The organism is Ottowia thiooxydans DSM 14619, assembly GCF_000422885.1.
GTDB lineage: Bacteria > Pseudomonadota > Gammaproteobacteria > Burkholderiales > Burkholderiaceae_C > Ottowia > Ottowia thiooxydans.
The window spans coordinates 1-19,777 of record NZ_AUGX01000061.1; the positions used below are offsets into that span (position 1 = coordinate 1).

General features: G+C 59.1%; 18 protein-coding genes. 8 read left to right on the plus strand and 10 right to left on the minus strand.

Annotated elements, in window-relative coordinates; all coding sequences use genetic code 11:
* Nucleotides 1-686: 686 nt before the first annotated feature.
* The 5 genes from G518_RS0125175 to sucC form a co-directional block, all read right to left on the minus strand.
* Entirely contained in the window at nt 687-1,268 is a 582-nt protein-coding gene (locus G518_RS0125175; RefSeq protein ID WP_028604860.1) for an FHA domain-containing protein, read from the minus strand.
* Between the two features lie 224 nt (nt 1,269-1,492).
* The gene (locus tag G518_RS0125180; protein ID WP_028604861.1) at nt 1,493-2,278 is read right to left on the minus strand and encodes a Stp1/IreP family PP2C-type Ser/Thr phosphatase; all 786 of its coding nucleotides are present in this window, start codon (nt 2,276-2,278) and stop codon (nt 1,493-1,495) included.
* A 270-nt stretch (nt 2,279-2,548) separates the two neighbouring features.
* Nucleotides 2,549-3,229, minus strand: a complete 681-nt coding sequence (locus G518_RS0125185; protein WP_028604862.1) for a YjbE family putative metal transport protein — start codon at nt 3,227-3,229, stop codon at nt 2,549-2,551.
* 204 nt (nt 3,230-3,433) lie between these two features.
* The gene (gene sucD / locus G518_RS0125190; RefSeq protein ID WP_028604863.1) at nt 3,434-4,327 is read right to left on the minus strand and encodes a succinate--CoA ligase subunit alpha; all 894 of its coding nucleotides are present in this window, start codon (nt 4,325-4,327) and stop codon (nt 3,434-3,436) included.
* Nucleotides 4,328-4,368: 41 nt separating this feature from the next.
* Nucleotides 4,369-5,538, minus strand: coding sequence for an ADP-forming succinate--CoA ligase subunit beta (gene sucC, locus G518_RS0125195; protein ID WP_028604864.1), 1,170 nt, complete (start codon nt 5,536-5,538; stop codon nt 4,369-4,371).
* A gap of 206 nt (nt 5,539-5,744) precedes the next feature.
* Between sucC and argC the strand changes: the two genes are divergently transcribed.
* Nucleotides 5,745-6,656, plus strand: coding sequence for an N-acetyl-gamma-glutamyl-phosphate reductase (gene argC / locus G518_RS0125200; protein ID WP_028604865.1), 912 nt, complete (start codon nt 5,745-5,747; stop codon nt 6,654-6,656).
* A gap of 133 nt (nt 6,657-6,789) precedes the next feature.
* Here the strand turns inward: argC and recX are convergent, their stop codons facing one another.
* A complete protein-coding gene (gene recX / locus G518_RS0125205; protein ID WP_051237385.1) occupies nt 6,790-7,260 on the minus strand; it encodes a recombination regulator RecX in 471 nt (156 codons plus the stop codon).
* Nucleotides 7,261-7,317: 57 nt separating this feature from the next.
* A complete protein-coding gene (gene recA, locus G518_RS0125210) occupies nt 7,318-8,430 on the minus strand; it encodes a recombinase RecA (protein ID WP_051237386.1) in 1,113 nt (370 codons plus the stop codon).
* 130 nt (nt 8,431-8,560) lie between these two features.
* On the opposite strand from recA, the gene G518_RS0125215 reads away from it, so the two are divergent.
* The 4 genes from G518_RS0125215 (at nt 8,561) to G518_RS0125230 (ending at nt 12,362) form a co-directional block, all read left to right on the plus strand.
* Complete coding sequence (locus G518_RS0125215; RefSeq protein ID WP_084652272.1) at nt 8,561-9,028, plus strand: MarR family winged helix-turn-helix transcriptional regulator; 468 nt, start codon at nt 8,561-8,563, stop codon at nt 9,026-9,028.
* 298 nt (nt 9,029-9,326) lie between these two features.
* A complete protein-coding gene (locus G518_RS0125220) occupies nt 9,327-10,001 on the plus strand; it encodes a response regulator (RefSeq protein ID WP_028604869.1) in 675 nt (224 codons plus the stop codon).
* Nucleotides 10,002-10,124: 123 nt separating this feature from the next.
* A complete protein-coding gene (locus tag G518_RS0125225) occupies nt 10,125-11,570 on the plus strand; it encodes a sensor histidine kinase (protein ID WP_028604870.1) in 1,446 nt (481 codons plus the stop codon).
* 171 nt (nt 11,571-11,741) lie between these two features.
* Complete coding sequence (locus G518_RS0125230) at nt 11,742-12,362, plus strand: glycosyltransferase family 2 protein (protein ID WP_028604871.1); 621 nt, start codon at nt 11,742-11,744, stop codon at nt 12,360-12,362.
* Nucleotides 12,363-12,378: 16 nt separating this feature from the next.
* Here G518_RS0125230 and G518_RS0125235 read toward each other — a convergent pair whose 3' ends face one another.
* The 3 genes from G518_RS0125235 to G518_RS0125245 all read right to left on the minus strand — a co-directional run bounded on the left by G518_RS0125235 (nt 12,379) and on the right by G518_RS0125245 (nt 15,798).
* On the minus strand, nt 12,379-14,058 hold the full coding sequence (locus G518_RS0125235; RefSeq protein WP_028604872.1) for a glycosyltransferase family 2 protein: 1,680 nt from the start codon (nt 14,056-14,058) through the stop codon (nt 12,379-12,381).
* 119 nt (nt 14,059-14,177) lie between these two features.
* Nucleotides 14,178-14,834 carry a glutathione S-transferase family protein gene (locus tag G518_RS0125240; protein WP_028604873.1) on the minus strand — a complete coding sequence of 219 codons (657 nt, stop codon included), beginning with the start codon at nt 14,832-14,834 and terminating at the stop codon, nt 14,178-14,180.
* A 148-nt stretch (nt 14,835-14,982) separates the two neighbouring features.
* Complete coding sequence (locus tag G518_RS0125245) at nt 14,983-15,798, minus strand: IclR family transcriptional regulator (protein WP_051237387.1); 816 nt, start codon at nt 15,796-15,798, stop codon at nt 14,983-14,985.
* Nucleotides 15,799-15,902: 104 nt separating this feature from the next.
* Between G518_RS0125245 and G518_RS36915 the strand changes: the two genes are divergently transcribed.
* The 3 genes from G518_RS36915 to G518_RS0125260 are packed head-to-tail and all read left to right on the plus strand — an operon-like array spanning nt 15,903 to nt 19,282.
* Nucleotides 15,903-17,024 (plus strand): NAD(P)H-dependent flavin oxidoreductase, encoded by a 1,122-nt coding sequence (locus G518_RS36915; RefSeq protein ID WP_051237388.1) that lies wholly within the window; start codon nt 15,903-15,905, stop codon nt 17,022-17,024.
* Nucleotides 17,025-17,062: 38 nt separating this feature from the next.
* Nucleotides 17,063-18,052, plus strand: coding sequence for a Bug family tripartite tricarboxylate transporter substrate binding protein (locus G518_RS0125255; protein ID WP_036596094.1), 990 nt, complete (start codon nt 17,063-17,065; stop codon nt 18,050-18,052).
* 9 nt (nt 18,053-18,061) lie between these two features.
* Entirely contained in the window at nt 18,062-19,282 is a 1,221-nt protein-coding gene (locus G518_RS0125260; protein ID WP_028604876.1) for a CaiB/BaiF CoA transferase family protein, read from the plus strand.
* Nucleotides 19,283-19,777 lie beyond the last annotated feature (495 nt).

Genomic DNA, 19,777 nt, shown 5'->3' on the forward strand with positions numbered 1-19,777 from the left:
TTCGATGGTTTGTTGGGCACGAATAATGTGACCTCAGACCAAGACCAACAACGTTGTCCGACTCTCAAGACCAACTGTTTGAAGGCGCCAAAATTATCTTTCCCCGATAGGGGAAAGACTAACGACTCGAAGGCCGAGCGCAGCAATGGCCCGAGTGAGGCTCCCCACCCCTTGAGGCCGTGCCGAGGAGCGCAGGTCAAGGGGCCGGCCATCCGGGGGCGGGCAAGAGCACTGAAAGATGCTCTTGCTTCAAGAACTAGCTTGCGGCAGCTGTTTGAACGTAGTGAGCGAAGCGAAAGAAGAGAGTTCTGCCGCACCGCCCCTTGCCTGAGCACCGGAGGTTGCCCGGAGCCCAGCGTAGGGACACGGACTTGGGGTCGCATTTCTTTGGTTCCTTGCTTTCGGCCGGCGCTCCGGGTGCGAGCAAAGAAAGGGACTGCACTGCCGGGGGCAATCCCGGCCTCGGGCCTCAAGAGAAGAGCAGAAGGTATTAGCAACCTCAGCGCTGAATCGACCGCCGCCTACCCTCACCCCACCCTCTCCCGCAGGCGGGAGAGGGAGTAAGAGCACACGAGCTAGCGCCCGCTCCTGCGCGACCCAAGCGTCGGTCTTAGACGGGGGAGCAAGAGCTTACGCACTAGCAGCTGAAAAGGTATGGTCTAAAGAGCCTCAGCCGCCACAGCTCTTCACGGATCAACAAACTCCAACCGAACCCCACCAACACTAATCACATCATTATTCTTCAAGATGATAGGCCCACCATCCAGCGTGACACCATTGACCGAAGGCACTTCCGCACCATCGAGCTGTGCCAGCTCAAACCCATAAGTTCTGCGCGTAATGGAAGCCACAGAAACCCCTGGCTTGCCTATGGTCGTGAGAGTCTTGGTCAACAAAAGCTCTCGGCCGGCGGCTGTGCCGCTCAGCACTTTCACACGCGGGGCAAGACGACCTGCGGTGAAACCCAGATCCGAAGAGGCCGTTTCATCAAGGTACTGGAGCCGGCATTTGCCAATATCAATTTCGTCGCCCCCAACCAACACCCGGCGTACGATAGGATCGCCATTCACGTAGGTGCCATTGGTGCTCCCGAGATCCTCGAGAGTCACTTTGCCTTCTTCAGACACGATCACAGCATGCTCACCGCTCACGGCAAGCTGGTCCAGGACGAGGTCGTTGTGTGGCCGCCGACCTAGGGTAATCCGGCTTTTGTTTAGTAGCACTTCTTTGACGACTACTCCGTCGATCGACACGATCAGCCTGGGCATACATGCTCCGAGAGCAAATTTTTAAGAGAGCCAAGAAGGCTGTCGGACGTGGAGCGCCGAAAGCGAAAATGGGCCCCGGAAAGGACAGTTTTCATGGGATTCGCAGGCCCATAGCTATGCTATGGGTCAACAGACATTAAAAATGGACCACTGCGGCCCATTTACAGCCGGTAACATCCTAGTCCGGCAGTCGTGTAGCGTAGCGCGTCAAAGCCCAATGTCGATCAATATTTTCGCAGTTTCGCAACAAATCCGGACTTTTTAGGCATTTCGACCACCTGCATAAGCGCGACCGTCACGTTATCGTGCCCCCCATTGGCGTTGGCTCGCTCGACCAAACGCGTGGCCCTGAGGTCGGCCTGCGGCACTGCCGTCAACACTTCGGCGATTTGGCTGTCCGTCAGCATGTCGGTGAGGCCGTCGGAGCAAAGCAGGTAAGTATCACCTGGCAACACGTTGAACGCCTGAATATCGAGCAACACATTTTCTTCCACACCCAACGCCCGGGTCACCAGGTTTCGATGGGGCGATACTGCTGCCTGCTCAGCTGTAATAAGGCCCGAGTCCAGTTGCTCCTGCAGCAGAGAATGATCGCGCGTGAGCTGCATCAGAACTCCCTCGCGCCAACGGTAAGCGCGGGAATCCCCTGCATGACCAATCAGCAGCGATTGACCAAGCGACGCGGCCATCACCAGTGTAGTGCCCATGCCAGCGCAAGCTTCCTGAGTTTGCGCAGCCTCAAATATGGCTCGATTGGCATTGCTTACGCAAACTTCCATGGCCCGTCGAAGGGAACGCACATCGACGAACTCGCCGGATTTAGTCAAACCAGGCTTCAGTTCCCGGGCAATGACATCGACGGCCAGTGCACTCGCGACCTCTCCCGCGTTATACCCACCCATGCCATCAGCCAGGATCACGAGGCCGTGGTCCGCTTCGATCAGAACGGCATCCTCGTTATTCTTCCGGTGACGCCCTACGTCGGTAAGAGCGCTGAATTCAAACTGCATCTAATTTCGGGAGTGGAATATTCGCTGAACAAAAGCAAATCTGTCGAAATTGGTGCCTGACAAGAAACAAACCGCAGCAACACCGCACAGCGCGAAGCGCGACAACGAGGCGTTGCAGCACCGCATGGTGCTTATTCTCTTCGGATTTGTTCAGCGAGCTTCCAATTCACGACAGAGTGCCGCTAAGTAGGAAGATCCAGAGCATGCCAGAGGCGCCGGCGCGCAGCAACCCGTAGAAGGGATGGCGCAGCCAGCAGTAGGGGCGGCTTCTCAGGCCGCTTCGGCCTTACGACGCTTCGACAGATTGCCGATCAGGAGCACCAGCGCTGCACCAATGGCTGCGGCGACGTAATGCACCCAGGACGCTCCACCGAGCACGCCTTTGAGCGCGTTGTCGGCCACGATGGTTTCACCAGCCACCCAGCCGATAAGGGCCGCACCCAGCACGACGATAATCGGAAAGCGCTCCATGAGCTTGATCATCATCGTGCTGCCGAAGATCACGAGAGGAATACTGATGGCCAAGCCGAGAACCAGCAGAACCATGCTGCCCTGAGCCGCTGCCGCCACCGCAATGACGTTGTCCAGGCTCATCACAAGGTCTGCGATCAAGATTGTGCGAATAGCCACCATCAGGCCGCCCTGCTGTTTGCCCTCGCCTTCGCCCTCCTCTTCACCACCCAACAGTTGCACGCCAATCCAGAGCAGCAACAGGCCGCCAATGATCTGCAGGTAAGGCAGCGAGAGCAGCTTGACGGCCACCAGAGTCAGGAGAATCCGCAGCACCACTGCGGCCCCTGAACCAAAAAGTACGGCTTTTTTCTGCTGATCGGCGGGTAGCGAGCGCGCCGCCAAAGCGATCACCACGGCGTTGTCGCCGGAAAGGATGATGTTGATCCAGATGATCTTGATAAGACCAATCCAGAAATCCGTGTTCTGCAACATATCCATTGGAGTTGTCTCCTGCTCAGCTTTATGACGACCGCAGATGAATAGTTGGCGGGCACCCTCCGTGCACGTCCCTCTGCGGTTTCGCTGGCGGAAGTCTATCGGATGAGAATCGCGCGCGCCTTCGTAAAACTGCGTATCCGATTGGTCGTTTTCTCAAAAAAAAACCGCCAGAAAAACTGGCGGTTTTCTTGAAGGAGGCCCTTTTTACAGGAGCGCCTTGAGCAACTTACCCATTTCGGAGGGGTTGCGGGTCACTGTGAACCCACACTCTTCCATGACGGCAAGCTTGGCATCTGCAGTGTCGGCACCGCCGCTGATCAGTGCACCAGCGTGGCCCATGCGTTTGCCTGGAGGCGCTGTGACACCAGCGATAAAGCCCACGATAGGCTTTTTCATGTTGTCTTTGCACCAACGGGCTGCTTCGGCTTCGTCCGGGCCACCAATTTCGCCAATCATGATCACCGCATCGGTATCAGGATCGTCATTGAAGGCCTTCATCACGTCGATGTGCTTGAGACCGTTGATGGGGTCGCCGCCAATACCGACCGCAGTGGACTGGCCAATGCCCAACTCTGTGAGTTGTGCCACGGCTTCATAGGTCAGCGTGCCGGAGCGGCTGACCACGCCAATGCGGCCTTTCTTGTGAATGTGGCCGGGCATGATGCCGATCTTGATCTCGTCAGGCGTGATGATGCCAGGGCAATTAGGGCCAAGCAGCAGCGTTCTCTTGCCGCCTTGCGCCTCTTTTTCCTTCATCTTGTTGCGCACCATGAGCATGTCCCGAATTGGAATGCCCTCGGTAATGCAAACCACGAAGTCCAGATCGGCTTCGACGGCTTCCCAGATCGCGGCCGCGGCGCCAGCTGGCGGCACGTAGATCACGCTGCAGGTTGCGCCGGTCTGATGGGCAGCTTCCTTGACGTTCGCGAAAATTGGGATGTTGAAAATGGTCTCCCCAGCTTTCTTGGGGTTCACACCGGCAACGAAGCAGTTCTTGCCGTTGGCGTATTCCTGGCACTTTTCAGTGTGGAACTGACCGGTCTTGCCGGTGATGCCCTGGGTGATGACCTTGGTGTTCTTATTGACGTAAATGCTCATGGTGAATCCTTGGGTTCAGCTTTAGGTGTTGAGCGTCCGGCTCACTTCACGGCCTGGACGGCCGCCACCACCTTTTGGGCTGCCTCGGCCATGGTGTCGGCGCTGATGATTGGCAAGCCGCTCTCGGCCAGCATCTTCTTGCCCAGCTCTTCGTTGGTACCTTTCATGCGCACCACCAGCGGCACTTGCAGATTCACCGCCTTGCAGGCCGTGATCACGCCAGTGGCGATGGTGTCGCACTTCATGATGCCGCCGAAAATGTTCACCAAAATAGCCTTGACCTTGGGGTTCTTCAGCATGATCTTGAACGCTTCGGTCACCTTCTCGGGCGTGGCGCCACCGCCAACGTCCAGGAAGTTGGCCGGCTCTGCGCCAAACAGCTTGATGGTGTCCATGGTGGCCATGGCCAGACCAGCGCCGTTGACCAGGCAGCCGATGTTGCCATCCAGGCTGATGTAGGCCAGATCGAATTTGCTGGCTTCGATTTCAGCTGGATCTTCTTCATCCAGATCGCGCAAGGCGACGATATCGGGGTGACGGAACAGGGCGTTGGTGTCGAAGTTGAACTTGGAGTCCAGCGCGACGACGTTGCCTTTGCCATCCCGGTTCAGCGGGTTGATCTCGACCAGGGAGGCATCAGTCTCCATGTAGCACTTGTAGAGCTTCTGGCAGATGTCGATGAACTGGGCTTGCGAGTCGGCAGGCATGCCGACGCCTTTGGCCAGTTCTTCACCCTGAGCTTGTGTCAGGCCCGTCAGGGGATCGACAAACAAGGTGATGATCTTCTCAGGTGTGGAATGAGCCACTTCCTCGATGTCCATCCCGCCCTCGCTGGAGGCGATGAACGCCACGTGCTGGGTTGCGCGGTCAGTCACGACGGAGAGGTAATACTCTTTCTGGATGTCCGCGCCATCTTCGATGTACAGGCGGCGCACTTTTTGGCCTTCTGGGCCAGTTTGGTGCGTTTTCAGCTGCATGCCGAGAATCTCACCGGCGAGCTTTTTCACATCGTCGATGGATTTGGCTACCTTGACGCCGCCGCCTTTGCCGCGGCCACCTGCGTGAATCTGCGCCTTGACGACCCATACTGGGCCACCTAGTTTCTGCGCCGCCTCGACAGCTTCCTGAACTGTAAAAGCCGGAATGCCGCGTGGAACAGGCACGCCGAAGTTGCGCAGGATCTCCTTACCCTGGTACTCGTGGATTTTCATGAAGCCCCTCTAAATGAATTCGTCAGGCTGCCGCCACAATTTAGCTCGGTACAGCCCCAAACACGGTAAACGCCGCCGCGTGCGAATGTATCATGGTGCGATGCACCAATATGGGTGAGCCATCGGCACACCCGGTACTCAGCGATTATCGCCTCAGACGCCAACCTCGTCTTGATGCAACCCAGGTTTTCTCGGAGAACACCCTCATGGCAAAGATTTTTATCGATGGCGAAGCCGGTACGACAGGCCTGCAAATTCGCGAGCGGCTGCAAGGCATGAGCGAGATCGAATTGCTGTCGATTGCGCCTGAGCGCCGCAAAGATCCCGAAGCGAAAAAGGCGCTGATGAGCGAAGCTGATCTAGTGGTGCTTTGCCTGCACGACGATGCGGCGCGCGAATCCGTCGCCATGATCGACACGCTCTCTGGCCGCAAGCCAAAAATCATCGACGCATCCACCGCGCACCGGGTGGCCGATGGCTGGGTTTTTGGCTTCCCCGAACTCTCGAAAGAACAGCGCGCCGCTGTGCAGAATGCAGATCGTGTGGCCAATCCCGGCTGCTACGCCACAGGTGGCATAGCCATGCTTCGCCCCCTGGTGGATGCAGGCGTGCTGCCGCCCGATCACCCGGTCTCTTTGCCGTCAGTCAGCGGTTATACGGGTGGTGGCCGGCAGATGATTGAGGCTTATGAGGCAGGCGAAGCGCCTGCGTACGAGCTCTACGCGCTGGGGCTGAAACACAAGCATGTTCCCGAAATCATGAAATACGGCCGCGTCACGCGTCGGCCAATCTTCATTCCCAGTGTGGGCAATTTCGACCAAGGCATGCTCGTGGAGCTACCGCTTCACCTGGATCTGCTGCCGGGGCGGCCTACGCTGGAGAAGCTGCTCGAAATCTACACCCAGCACTATGCAGGGGCGGAGTGGGTGTCTGTGGCAGATGCCCCCGAATCCGGCAAGCTGGATGCCGTGGCCTTGAAAGACACCAACCAGCTTGAAATCCGCGTATTTGGAAACGCGGATGCTCAGCAGGCCGTGGTGGTAGCCAGACTGGACAATCTGGGTAAAGGTGCTAGCGGCGCTGCGGTGCAGAACTTGAAGTTGATGCTGGGGATCTGATTTCGGGTTGCTGAACTCGCCCCGTAAAAAATGCCGAGTTTTAGCTCGGCATTTTTTTGTCCTCTTCGATCGCTGCTGCTGCCGAGCAGGAAGCTAAGCGATCCCAGGGGGCAAGCACCTGACTTAGCAGTCGCTATTGGGGGGAAATCATTTCGCGCACCACACGCCGTACAACCTCAGCGCTGAACCCGCGCGCAGCCAGAAAGCGCATCTGGCGCATTCGTTCTGTGGGCTCCGTGGGTTCATCGGGCTCCGCCGCACTCGCAGCAAATTTTCGGCGCCACACCTCACAGGCACGCTCGAACTCGCTCTCACGAAGGCGTTGCGCCGCCTCTGCAAGCGCCTCCGCACTCACGCCCTTGCCGCGCAATTCATGCACCACACGGTCAGTGCCCAGCTTGCTCGCGCGGCGATGAAGAACTGATTCCACCACCCGTGCTTCGCTGATGAAGCCCTTGGCCGTCAGTTCATCCAGCACGCGGGCCAGCTCACCCGGCTCAGCTTCGTGCTCAGCCAGTTTGCGCTCCAGTTCGGAACGCGAATGCTCGCGCGCCGCGAGATAACGCAGCGCGCGGCCTTTGAGGGAGAGTTGGAAAGGAGGCAAAGCTGTTCTCAGAGCGTTTTCACGAGCTCGAAAAGCTCATGAGGGGCACTCAGCGCGTCAAGCCTTAACTTCGTTGGCCTCTTTAGCTTCTTTTACCTCTTTGGTCGCTTTGGCCGCTTTGACGTCTTCGCCGCTTGGAACCACGTCGTTCAACAGAACAATTCCCAAGGACTCGCGCACCTTGTTTTCGATTTCACGCGCCAGATCTGGGTTTTCACGCAGGAACTCTCGGGAATTGTCTCGCCCTTGACCAATTTTTTCCCCTGCATAGGCATACCAGGCACCGCTTTTCTCGACGACGCGCGCCACCACGCCCATATCAATAATCTCGCCTTCACGCGAAATACCTTCGCCGAACAGGATGTCGAATTCTGCCGTCTTGAAGGGCGGGCTGACCTTGTTCTTCACCACTTTGACTTTGGTTTCGTTGCCAATAGCCACATCGCCCTTCTTGATGGTGCCGGTGCGACGGATGTCCAGGCGTACGCTGGCGTAGAACTTGAGCGCATTGCCCCCAGTGGTGGTCTCCGGGCTGCCGAACATAACGCCGATCTTCATGCGAATCTGGTTGATGAAGATAACCGTGCAGTTGGTCTTCTTGATGGTGGCGGTGAGTTTGCGCAGCGCCTGGCTCATCAAGCGTGCCTGCAAGCCGGGCAGGCTATCCCCCATCTCGCCTTCAATCTCTGCTTTGGGAACCAGAGCGGCAACCGAATCGATCACCACCAGATCCACAGCGCCGGAGCGCACCAGCGAATCAACAATTTCCAGGGCTTGCTCGCCAGTGTCGGGCTGGCTGATGAGCATGTCGTGCAGGTTCACGCCCAGCTTTTCGGCATAGCCGGTGTCCAGCGCGTGCTCGGCATCAACGAAAGCACAGGTTCCGCCCAGTTTTTGCATTTCGGCGATGACCTGCAGTGTCAAGGTCGTCTTGCCGGAGCTTTCCGGGCCATAGATCTCAATCACGCGCCCGCGCGGCAAACCGCCCACGCCAAGAGCCACATCCAAACCCAGTGAACCAGTGGAAACGACCTGAATATCCTGGATCTGCTCGCCTTCGCCCAGGCGCATGATGGTGCCCTTGCCAAACTGCTTTTCGATCTGAGCCAGTGCGGCTTGCAGGGCTTTAGCTTTTTCGACTTTGTCAGTGACAGCCAGACTCGCGCTCATGGATTTTCCTTTTAAATCAATTAGTTATTGCATTCAGTTTTTATTTGACTGGATGCCTGAACAGGACTGTATATCAATACATTGATTCGAGTAAACTGATTTTTAAGTCAGTTTGCCTTACGATATGCAGATGACCCATGAAGACTCCTGGAGGCAGACGCATTTCGGCCGATTGCTAGGCCACGCCATGCGCCGCTTCGACGAGCGTGTACTGCACCTGATGGCCGATGATGAAGCCGTTCCCCTGGCACTTTCCCATCTGGCTGCGCGGGACAAGGTGGGTGCGGCACATATCCACATCACGCGGCATCTGGCGCTCGAAGGTTCGCGATTGACCGATTTGGCTGAAGCAGCCGGCATGACCAAGCAAGCCATGGGAGATCTGGTGAACCAATGCGAGGCCTGGGGCTTGGTGGTACGCCAGCCCGACCCCCACGACAAACGGGCGCGAATGATTCAGTTCACGCCAACGGGACTGGCCTGGTTGGCCGCTTTCAAGAGCGCGGTAGCGCAAACCGAGGAGGAGTTTCGAGCCGCCGTGGGTGAAGAAGTGGCTACAGTGGTAGCGCTTGGGCTGGAGGCTTACGGACAGGCTTGAGAGACTAGGGCGTGTTCACACTAAGGCGTATTCACGAGGCCAACTGCGTGCTGTGCCGCAAATACCTGTACATGACATCGCGCCTTCGCACCCATGGCAGCTCCTGGCCAGCCGCACCTAGCCGGCCACACCTAGCCGGCCGCATTCAAAGCCTCGCGATACTGCCCGGTACCACTGTGTTTTGTGCCTTGCACTGTGCACGAATGCATCAATTTCATTTTGTTCAGGTATTTACGGGACAGCACACTAGAATTTGACACAAAGCCCGGTCGTTACGATCTGAGAGGAGACAAAAGCCATGCGGATTCTTATCGCGGAAGATGACCAGGTGCTCGCCGATGGGCTGATGCGCAGCTTGCGCAATGCGGGAGCGGCGGTGGATCATGTAGTGAATGGCACGGAGGCGGATGCTGCGCTCATGACCAACACCGAGTTCGACTTGCTGATACTCGATCTGGGCCTGCCCAAGATGCACGGGCTGGAAGTTCTGAAACGCCTCCGCTCGCGTGGGCAAACCTTGCCGGTGCTCATTCTCACAGCGGCCGACAGCGTGGAAGAGCGCGTGAAAGGCCTCGATTACGGGGCTGATGACTACATGGCCAAGCCCTTCGCATTGAGCGAGCTGGAGGCACGCGTGCGAGCGCTCACACGCCGCGGCATGGGCGCCGCCACATCCACGATCAAGCACGGCCCGCTGGAATACGACCAGGCCGGCCGCGTAGCCAGCATCGATGGAAAATTGGTCGATCTCTCAGCACGCGAGCTGGGTTTACTTGAAGTGCTGCTGCAACGCTCAGGCCGGTTGGTCAGCAAAGATCAGTTGGTCGATCGCCTATGCGAGTGGGGCGAAGAGGTGAGCAACAACGCCATTGAGGTGTACATCCATCGCCTGCGCAAGAAGATTGAAAAGGGGCCTATCCGCATCGCCACTGTGCGGGGATTAGGGTACTGCCTGGAGAAGATTCCTGGGTAAGCCATGGCACATGACTGTGGCTGCCTTGCCTATGTCAGATGATCCTATCCGCTGGAGTGCTGGCCTACAGCATGTGCCAGTGATCCGTCATCTACCAACGGGGTGGTGTTCGGTCATGCTTGCATGAAGCTCTTCCAACGCGCTCAGCGTTCGCTTTTCGGCGAGATCCTGGATTGGATGCTCACCCCGCTCCTGCTTTTGTGGCCTGTCAGTCTGGCATTGACTTGGCTGGTGGCTCAGAACCTGGCCAACAAACCTTTTGATCGCGCCCTGGTTTACAACGCGCAAGCGCTGGCGCAGTTCATCCAGGTAGGCCCGGGCAAGCGCGTACGTTTCAACCTTCCGCAGCCTGCCAGCGAGTTGCTGCGCGCAGACGATTCCGACAACGTGTACTACCAGGTTCTGGGCGGCCAAGGGGAGTTCCTTTCGGGTGAACGCGATCTTCCGCCACCGGCCGCCCCAGAGCCGAATGAGATGGAGATTGAAGCGCCCGATGGAGCCCATCTGCGCGACACCGAATTCCGGGGTCTGCCGGTGCGCGTGGCCCACCTGTGGGTGCGCATTGAGGGCTCACGCCAGTTGGCCCTGGTGCAGGTGGCCGAGACCCGCGAGAAGCGCAGCGTGCTGGCCACAGAAATCATCAAGGGCGTGATGCTTCCTCAATTTGCCATCCTGCCGCTGGCCGTGCTGCTTGTATGGTTGGCACTGGTGCGAGGAATCAAACCACTGGCCGAACTGGAAGAGCGTATTCGCGCCCGCAAGCCGGACGACCTGAGCCCCCTGGATGATCACGCGGTGCCGCAGGAGGTGGCGCCTCTGGTGGCTTCAGTGAATGATTTGCTAACGCGACTGAAGGACTCCGTTGCGACGCAAAAGCGCTTCCTGGCTGATGCCGCGCATCAACTCAAGACGCCGTTAGCCGGCCTGCGCATGCAGGCAGACTTGGCGCAGCGGGAGGGATCCAGCGCAGAGGATCTGAAACAGTCACTTCAACAAATCGGGCGCGCCAGCGTGCGTGCCACCCACACGGTGAACCAACTATTGGCATTGGCGCGTGCTGAAGGCGGCGGTGCAACCCTTGGCCAGCAGCCTTGCGATCTGGCGCGCTTGACCATCGAAGTGGTGCAGGATGCCGTGCCCCGCGCGATGGATCGCCATATCGATCTAGGCTATGACGGTCTGGATGCGGGTACGGCAGAACTCATAGTGCCGGGCAACCCCACGCTGTTGAAAGAGATGATCCGCAATATGGTGGACAACGCAATCAACTACGCGCCGTCTGCTGCCGGACACCCCGGCGTGATCACCGCACGAGCCTTTAGAGACGGATTCAGCCGAGCGCCCATGATCCAGGTAGAAGATAACGGCCCGGGCATCCCTGCGAGTGAACGAGAGCGCGTGTTCGAGCCCTTCTACCGCGCGCTGGGCACCAACGTGGATGGCTCCGGCCTGGGCCTGCCGATCGTGCGAGAGATTGCGCGTCAGCACGGCGCTGAAGTGAGCCTCGAGGACGCTCGACCTGGCCAACCCCGGCCGGGCGCCTGCTTCACGGTTCGATTCACCGCATAGACGCAGGCTGTTTTCTAGGCCTCGGGGTCCGCAGCCTCGGAGATAGCATTCCGCAAGGCGGATTTAATTGTTACTGTTTGCAGTATTTGTGCCAATGTTAGGATCCCCTGTGGATACCTATTTTCTTATAGCGCGCGTCGCTCGTGCAAAACACCCCCGACTGCGGCCGTCATGATTACAGTAGTCATTGCCTCGTACCGCTACGGGCATCTGGCTTCCCATTGCATCGAATCGTTGCTAGGCCAGAGCCAATTGCCCGAACGCATTTTGTTCGTCGATGACGGCGCGGGAGACTGCGCTTTTCTGGAAACGCTATATCCAGAAGTAGATTTTGTGCTGCGCGACAAAAACCTGGGCGTCGTGGCGAACTTTCAAGACATGCTGGAACGAGTGAAGAGCGAGTATGTGATGTATTTGGGCGCTGACAACTGGCTTCGATCTGATGCGATCGAGATTCTGTCAACGGCTCGCTCAGACATTGCCACCTACAACATCGTGGTGACCGGCGAGCTCAAGGAACAAATCTCACGCGGATATCCAGACAGCACGCAGGCCCTGCATGGCGACTACTACTGGCGCCGAGCCGGTCAACACCACGGCTCAATGCTTTACCGCACAGAAGTGGGCCGCAAGGTGGGCTACGCGCGCAGGCCCGGCGCCCATGCCAACCATCCTGAGGAAGACTGGAATCTCTGGAACGGCATGATTGCCGCAGGAGCCACGGTTACCCACGTGGATCAGGCCCTCCTTTACTATCGGCGCCACCGGGAAAACTTCCTGAAAAGCTACTGAGCGCCTTGCTGCGAGGTCATGGCAGAGAAGCCATGTCATAGGCACGCAGTGCGCTGACGGGGCTCAATGCCAGTCCATTGGATTCATCGGTCAGGTAGTCGTAGCCGATCTCCTGAAACTGGTTGTTCGGGTCCAGTTGCTTGTAGCGGTCACGGCGGGCCAGCCGATCGGCCGCATGAATCATGCGCAAGTGGTACATGTGGTACCCCGTCACAATAAAGTTGCCTCGAGCGCCGACTTCATCCGGATACCAAGGACCATGCAAGGCGGTGGTGGCGTCGAAGCTGATGCGATCGGGCAACGCAAAAAAGCGCGCCACCCGCTTGCGCCCCCATACCCCATCCACTCGGTATTGATCCGGCTGGTCCCACAACTCCCGCAGAGCCAGACTCACACAGGGGAGTCTTAACGGAGCGAGTACCCCCGCCATCGCGCGCAGATGCTGAAGGAACAAGGCTTCCAGCCTTTCATCCGCATCACATACCAGCACCCAATCAGCCCCCATTTTTTTGGCGGCACTCAGCAGGCGTTGCTTGTTACCCTTCTCGTCCCAGTGATGGGGGTTGGTCACGGGATTGCGCAGGTGGGCCACCAGTCGCGGCTCAGCTTCAATCATGCGCGACGTATCGTCTGTGGAACCGTCGTCAAGGATGACAAAGCCGTCGACGTAGGGACGCAGGTGATCGAGGCACCCTCGCAACAGAGCAGCCTCGTTTCTCACCTGAATGACGCCCAGTATCCTGACGCGCCCGGTGCCTGCTGCAGGCTGGGGCAAGCAAAGCGCGCAATACCCTCTTGCAGCCTGGTAGTGCGTGAAGCGATAGCACACGGGGCACAGGCGCAGCGATCTCATAGCCAGCCAGGGAGCGAACCCCTGACACTGGAGCAGCTCAGGGGCCTGCGCCATGGGATCAGGCAGCCGGCCGTCCACATACCTCGCGCGGTGTTCTGGACCCATTTGGTTCAGCCTGCCGCTGGCGGCCATGGTCGAGTCCGGGGAATAGGCAGCCGAATCTGCGGGCATCTCCGGCCAGCCCCCCGGGGCCTTCGCGAAGTCTGAGATATGGACGTTCAGTACATGAGGGCTGACCAGCAGTCCGTAACCGGCCGCCTCGAGCCGGATACGCAGGTTGTTTTCACCCGCGCTGTCGCCGGAAACGCTCTCATCGTATCCCCCAACAGCCTCAAGCGCTTCTCGTGAAACCCCTGTCAGGGCGCCAAGAGATGCGGGATCGATCTGGGCTGGTGCCACCTGGCTGAACAACGCCGCCCGCGAACCAGCGGCCTGCCATTGCTCCACGCTGGCATGGCCGCAGCGTCCCAGGACAACGGCGTTGGGTTGCCCGAGCAATCCTGTCAGCACCTGAGCCGGCACGTCGCTCATAAAGGCAATGTTTTCTCCACACACCAGAACAAACTTCCCCAGGCTGTGGCGCACGCCGGCATTGATGGCGCGGGCGCGCCAAGCCTCGCCCGGCTCCCCTTCGAGGGCGAGCAACGTCCATTGAATGTCAGCGTAGTGCTGCATCAGCGCGTGCGTCTCCGGCTCCAGGCCGGGCTCGCCCAGCACAAGCACCAATTCGAGTCCGGCGCGCCCCAGCATGGCGCGATTGAGGCAGAGCGTGCGTTCGAAGTCTGCCAAGGTACCGCGCATAGGCACGATCACACTGAGATGGACATCTGAAAACGTGTTCATGATTCTGAACGCCAATAGAGCGCCCTCGCTAGCACCGGGCACGCGCCCGGCACTCGTGTCAGCTACCGATGCTTGAGGCCGAGTTGAAATTCAGCCATGCAGGGACGTGATGCAAAAAATCAGGGCTTATACAAGCTGAGTTGCAGCTTTTCGCGCTCCATGGCGCGCGCCACTGCAGGCACCAGCGCCACGCGCTGAACGAAGGCCCACAACTCTGGATAGTCCTCAGGATTGACACCCGCGATAGTGCCCCAACGGAGCAGGGTCAACGCATAGGTATCCAGCGGCCCGCAGTGCACACCGCCCAGCCAGTCGCGGCCGTCAGCTTTGGCTTTTTGCACCAAGCCCTGCAGCTCTCCCATCAACTGCCGGTACACGCCGGAGTTGTACGTCTTCATCGCTTGCTGGGCGGCCGCGTCATCGCTGAACTTGAACGGCATGAAGATGTGGGTGAAGGTGGGATGAACCGTGTTGTTCATCCAGGCCAGCGTCTCAACGAAGTGGGCGCGCGCCAGCGGGTCTTTCGGGATGAAACCAGCTTCAGGGAATTTGGCATCGATGTAGGTAATGATGGCCACGATCTGCGTAATGACCTGATCACCATCCACCAGCACAGGCACCTGACCACGCGGATTGATAGCCTTGTATTCAGGGCTGTTCTGCTCGTTCTTGTGCAGCTTGATGGTCATGGGCTCAAAGGTGGCTCCTGCGATCTCCAGCATGGAGTGAGGCACGAAGGAGCAGGCGCCCGATGCGTAATAGAGTTTGATGGTCATGAAGTCTCCTCAAGCAAATTGAATGGTGCGCGCCGGAGCATAGCCGTGCAAGGCGAAGCCAACACGAATGCCTCATCACCGCGCGCGTAGATCCTCGATTATGAGACGAGCGCGGCAGATGCAAAGTCCGACAAACGTACTTGCGATCTTAAGGGTGCCGCCCTGTTGCATCACGCAGCACCCGAACGAGGTTGAACAGGCGTGGCGCTATCTGCGTCTGCAGGGTGTCGGGTTGTAAATTGAATTGAGCCGTGACGCAATTCAACACGATTCGTTCGTCCTCGATCACCCCTACAGGTACAGCTATTGCCGTAAGACCCGCTCCAGGCGTGACAACGACACAGTACCCATGCGCCTTGAACTGCTCTCTGGAGGCCGCCAATCGCTTCTGCAAGGCTGGCCAGCCTTGTGGGTCGCGCACGCGTTGCAGGGTGTCAATCTCAAGGCGCTCAGCGTCATCCGCGGCGCAGTAATACGTGTGGCCGAGCGAGGTGTCGTGAAAGTGACGGCCGGCCCCGACATCCGGGCGGCCGGAAGGGGCATTGCGGTCAACGCAGGTTTCTATCAACACCAGCCGGTCGCCCCCGCGCATGGCCAGGGAGACGGCACCACGGGCGAAATCGGCCAGCTCCTGCATGTAGGGCCGAGCGAGTTGCCGAACGCCCAATTGGCATAGCAGCGGGTACCCAAAGGAAAGCACTGGCGCAGCCAGCCTGTAACGCGCCGCAGACTCGTTGTAACGGAGATAACCCAGCTGGGCGAGCGTGCGCGTGAGGCGCACCACCGTCTGCCGACCGATGCCGGTTCGCGTGGCGATGTCACGGTTGCTCAACGTGGGCGAAGCCGCATCGAACGCCCGCAACACCTCCAAACCTTTGGCAAGCGTATAGGCGAACTGGGGATCTTTTTCAGCTTTGGTAGCGGTCGTTTCCACGGAATTCGAGGCGACAGATGGAGATGGCATGGATCGTAAGCCTATCTGCTTGTTGACTTCTCTTGGACTAAATGGAAAAATTATACGTCAACTTGACTAATATTTTGTCAACCAAATTTTGAACGGAGACCTTCATGCCTTTCGACCCTCTTCAAACCCGCCTGAGCCGCCGCCTCGGCATGACCAATCCGGTCTTCGGTTTTGCTCACGATGCGGCGGCAGTCGCTGCCATCTGCAATGCGGGTGGGTTCGGCGTGTTGGGCGCCACACGCCATACGCCGGAGGAAATCGAGCGCGACCTGGCATGGATTCGCGCTCAAGTGGGAAAGAAGGCCTTTGGGGTGAACCTGGTGCTGCCCACGGGCATGCCTGAAACCGACGACCGGTCCGCCATCGAGGCTCAATTACCCGAAGCCCACAGAGCCTTCGTTCGGGGTCTCCAGGAAAAATACGCTGTTCCCGCTGCGGGCCAAGCCGGCATGCGCTCGCGGTTCGTGCGCTCCGAGCAGTCAGCCCAGGCGCAACTGGAAGTGGTCATGCGCTCAGATGTGAACATGCTGGCCTGCGGCATAGGCTCCCCTCTGGAGGTGATCGAGCGCGCCAAGGCTGCCGGCAAGCTCGTACTGGCTCTGGTGGGCTCTCCCAAGCACGCGAGAAACGCCCTCTCCAAACCTATCGACATCCTGGTAGCTCAAGGCTATGACGCCGGAGCGCACACCGGCACCATTGGCACCTTCTCGTTGGTACCCCAAATCGTGGATGTGGCTGGTGACGTGCCCGTTCTGGCTGCAGGCGGAGTGGCCACCGGGCGCCACCTCCTGGCGGCTCTGGCCATGGGTGCTCAGGGCGTTTGGATGGGAACCGCATGGTTGACCACTGCGGAGCACCACATGCACCCGGTGATCCGAGACAAGCTGCTCGCCGCGCGCAGCGAAGACACCGTGATCTCACGCGCAGATAGCGGCAAGACCTTGCGGCAGATTCGCAGTGCCTGGTCCGAGGAATGGGCCGCTCCAGATGCACCTTCGCCGCTGAAGATGCCGCTACAAGACATTTTGGTAGGAGATCTGCTTGGCGCGATCGACGAGCATGAAGTTCAGCCGCTCATGCACCACCCTGCGGGCCAGAGCATTGCCTACTTCAACGAGGTACGCACTGTGGCCGATGTCATGAACGACATCGTGGGCGAAGCGCAGGACAGCCTGGAGCGGCTCGCCACAGAGAACAACGCACACCTTGCCCCGGTGACAGCCTGAGCCACGCCCCTCAAAAAAACTACCCAAGGAGACACTCCATGAAATTCACGACGCACTTCAGATCCCTTTCTTGCATAGTGCTGCTGGCCGCCGGGCTGGCTGGCCCCGCTCTCGCCCAAAGCGGCGCAGGCACCTACCCGAGCAAGGCCATTCGCCTGGTTGTGCCCTACGCACCTGGCGGGGGTACCGATCTCGTGATGCGTGCCATCGCTCCCGGAATGGCGGAGACTTTGGGCCAGCCTGTCGTGGTTGAAAACAGACCAGGCGGAGGCACCATCAACGCCACCGAGATCGTCGTACGAGGCGCAGCAGATGGCTACACGCTGCTGGCGGTGGGCGCACCGATCTATCTCAACACGGCCCTTGGCATCAAGACCCCCTACGATCCGCTGAAAGATCTGACGCCGCTTTCCCTACTGGTCAACAACCCCGGCCTGTTGCTGGTGAGCTCCAAAGTGCCGGCCAAAAACGTCCAGGAACTGGTGGCACTGAGCAAATCCCGGCCAAGCGGGCTGAGCTATGCCAGCGCAGGCACCGGGAGCATCGGGCATCTGGGAGGCGAGTTGCTGAAGGCCAAACTGGGCCTGAACATGCTTCACATTCCCTATAAAGGAAGCGCACCGGCATTGGCCGATTTGATGGGCGGACAGGTGGAGCTGGCCATCGACGCCATGATCCCTTCCGGCACACAAGTGAAAGCCGGCAAAGTGCGTGCGCTGGCGATCTTGACGAACCAGCGCTCACCCTTGCTGCCGGATGTACCAACGCTCGCGGAGGCGGGTTACCCAGGCTTGGAATTTGGCGCCACTTTCGGTCTGATGCTTCCCGCCAATACGCCTCCCGCCATCGTGAACCGTTTGCATGCCGCGATGATGCAAGCCATCAACCAACCCGCCACACGCAAGCAACTGGTGGAGATGGGCTACGAGATCGTTGCCAATACGCCTGCGCAGTTCGGCACCTACCTGCGCCAGCAGATCGACGCCTGGACGAAGATCGTCAAGGACAACCACATCACGGTCGACTGAGCTTGCAGCATGCCGAACTCCATTCCCGCCTCCACCGGCCCTTTGCAAGGCTTGCGCATCCTGGACATGGCCACGGTGCTCGCCGCTCCGTTTGCCGCCACCCTGTGCGGCGATCTAGGCGCTGAAGTCACCAAGCTGGAGCTGCCTGACGGTAGCGACACGCTTCGTCACATGCTGCCCGTCATGGGAGAGCACGCTCTGTACTGGAAGGTCACCAACCGCGGAAAGCGTGGCATCTCTCTGGATGTACGCAAACCCGAAGGGCGGGCACTTTTTCTAAAAATGCTGCCCCAGTATGACGTGCTGGTGGAAAACTTCCGCACCGGCACGCTGGACCGCTGGGGTTTGGATCTCGCCACATTGCAAGCGCACAACCCTGATCTCATTGTGCTCCGTCTAACGGGCTTCGGCCAAACCGGCCCCTACGCCAACCGCCCAGGTTTCGCGCGCATCTTTGAAGCCATGAGCGGTTTCGCAAACCTCACAGGCGAGGCCGGTCGCTCACCACAGCATATGAACCACCCACTGGGAGACGTTATTGCTGGTGTTTTCGGCGCCTTCTCGATCGCGGCAGCCGTGGCCGGCCAGGCCCGCCAGCCCGCAGGAGTACCCCGCGGCTGCGAAATAGACCTCTCCGCCACCGAAGCCCTGCTTCGCACGCTGGACCCTTTGGCGGCTGAGTACCAGCTGATGGGCAAGGTACGCGAGCGCACTGGCGCGCGCGCTACCTACTCCGCTCTATCCAACATCTTCGCAACGCAAGATGGTTACTGGCTCACGATTGTGGGCACCAGCGGCGCAGCCTTCCGGCGCATCTTTGACGCCATGGGCCGAACCGATCTGCTGGAAGACCCCCGCTTTGCCACGACCGCCACACGCCTGATACACGCTGACGAAATCGATGGTCTGGTCGCCGATTGGTGCCGCAGCCACACCCTGGCTGATCTACAGCAGAGGCTAATGCAATTCGAAGTACCCCACAGCAAGATCCACTCCATCGCAGACACCATGGCCGATCCACAGATTCAGGCACGCCAGGCTGTTATCAGCCTGCCTGATCCAGATCTGGGCGAGATCCCCGCACCCTGCATCGTGCCGCGCTTCTCAAACTATCGCCCGCCTATACCTCGCAGCGGGCCTGGAGTGGGCGAACACAATGAAGAGGTTTATGGTGAACTGGGATTGAATGCGGCGGCGGTTGCGGAGCTGCGAGCGCATGGGGTCATATAGTGTTCATGGCGCGAGCTGAGGCGCTAACGCACGGCCCCTGAACGGGTACGTCAAGTTCTTGAATTCATCTTTCCCAAATGGGAAAGACGAGCAACCCGAGGGCCGAGCGCAGCAATGGCCCGAGCACGGCTCCCAACCCCTTGAGACCGTGCCGAGGAGCGCAGGGCAAGGGGCGGGCAAGAGCACTGAAAGATGCTCTTGCTTCGTGAACTAGCTTGCGGCAGCTGTTTGAACGTAGTGAGCGAAGCGAGAGAAGAGAGTTCTGCCGCACCGCCCCTTGCCTGAGCACCGGAGGGTGCCCGGAGCGCAGCGCAGGGACACGGACTTGGGGTCGCCTTTCTTTGGTTCCTTGCTTTGGGCGAGCAAAGAAAGGGACTGCACTGCCGGGGGCAATCCCGGTCTCCGACCTCAAGAAAAGAGCAGAAGGTAACTAGCAACCGCAGCGCTTAATCAAGCGCCGCTTGCCCCCTTCCCAACCTTCCCCCAGAGGGGGAA

Bases quoted from the DNA above. Each gene is read 5' to 3' on its own strand.
- G518_RS0125175 (WP_028604860.1), bottom strand. From the start codon at position 1,268: ATGCCCAGGCTGATCGTGTCGATCGACGGAGTAGTCGTCAAAGAAGTG.
- G518_RS0125180 (WP_028604861.1), bottom strand. From the start codon at position 2,278: ATGCAGTTTGAATTCAGCGCTCTTACCGACGTAGGGCGTCACCGGAAG.
- G518_RS0125185 (WP_028604862.1), bottom strand. From the start codon at position 3,229: ATGGATATGTTGCAGAACACGGATTTCTGGATTGGTCTTATCAAGATC.
- sucD (WP_028604863.1), bottom strand. From the start codon at position 4,327: ATGAGCATTTACGTCAATAAGAACACCAAGGTCATCACCCAGGGCATC.
- sucC (WP_028604864.1), bottom strand. From the start codon at position 5,538: ATGAAAATCCACGAGTACCAGGGTAAGGAGATCCTGCGCAACTTCGGC.
- argC (WP_028604865.1), top strand. From the start codon at position 5,745: ATGGCAAAGATTTTTATCGATGGCGAAGCCGGTACGACAGGCCTGCAA.
- recA (WP_051237386.1), bottom strand. From the start codon at position 8,430: ATGAGCGCGAGTCTGGCTGTCACTGACAAAGTCGAAAAAGCTAAAGCC.
- G518_RS0125215 (WP_084652272.1), top strand. From the start codon at position 8,561: ATGACCCATGAAGACTCCTGGAGGCAGACGCATTTCGGCCGATTGCTA.
- G518_RS0125220 (WP_028604869.1), top strand. From the start codon at position 9,327: ATGCGGATTCTTATCGCGGAAGATGACCAGGTGCTCGCCGATGGGCTG.
- G518_RS0125225 (WP_028604870.1), top strand. From the start codon at position 10,125: ATGAAGCTCTTCCAACGCGCTCAGCGTTCGCTTTTCGGCGAGATCCTG.
- G518_RS0125230 (WP_028604871.1), top strand. From the start codon at position 11,742: ATGATTACAGTAGTCATTGCCTCGTACCGCTACGGGCATCTGGCTTCC.
- G518_RS0125235 (WP_028604872.1), bottom strand. From the start codon at position 14,058: ATGAACACGTTTTCAGATGTCCATCTCAGTGTGATCGTGCCTATGCGC.
- G518_RS0125240 (WP_028604873.1), bottom strand. From the start codon at position 14,834: ATGACCATCAAACTCTATTACGCATCGGGCGCCTGCTCCTTCGTGCCT.
- G518_RS0125245 (WP_051237387.1), bottom strand. From the start codon at position 15,798: ATGCCATCTCCATCTGTCGCCTCGAATTCCGTGGAAACGACCGCTACC.
- G518_RS36915 (WP_051237388.1), top strand. From the start codon at position 15,903: ATGCCTTTCGACCCTCTTCAAACCCGCCTGAGCCGCCGCCTCGGCATG.
- G518_RS0125255 (WP_036596094.1), top strand. From the start codon at position 17,063: ATGAAATTCACGACGCACTTCAGATCCCTTTCTTGCATAGTGCTGCTG.
- G518_RS0125260 (WP_028604876.1), top strand. From the start codon at position 18,062: ATGCCGAACTCCATTCCCGCCTCCACCGGCCCTTTGCAAGGCTTGCGC.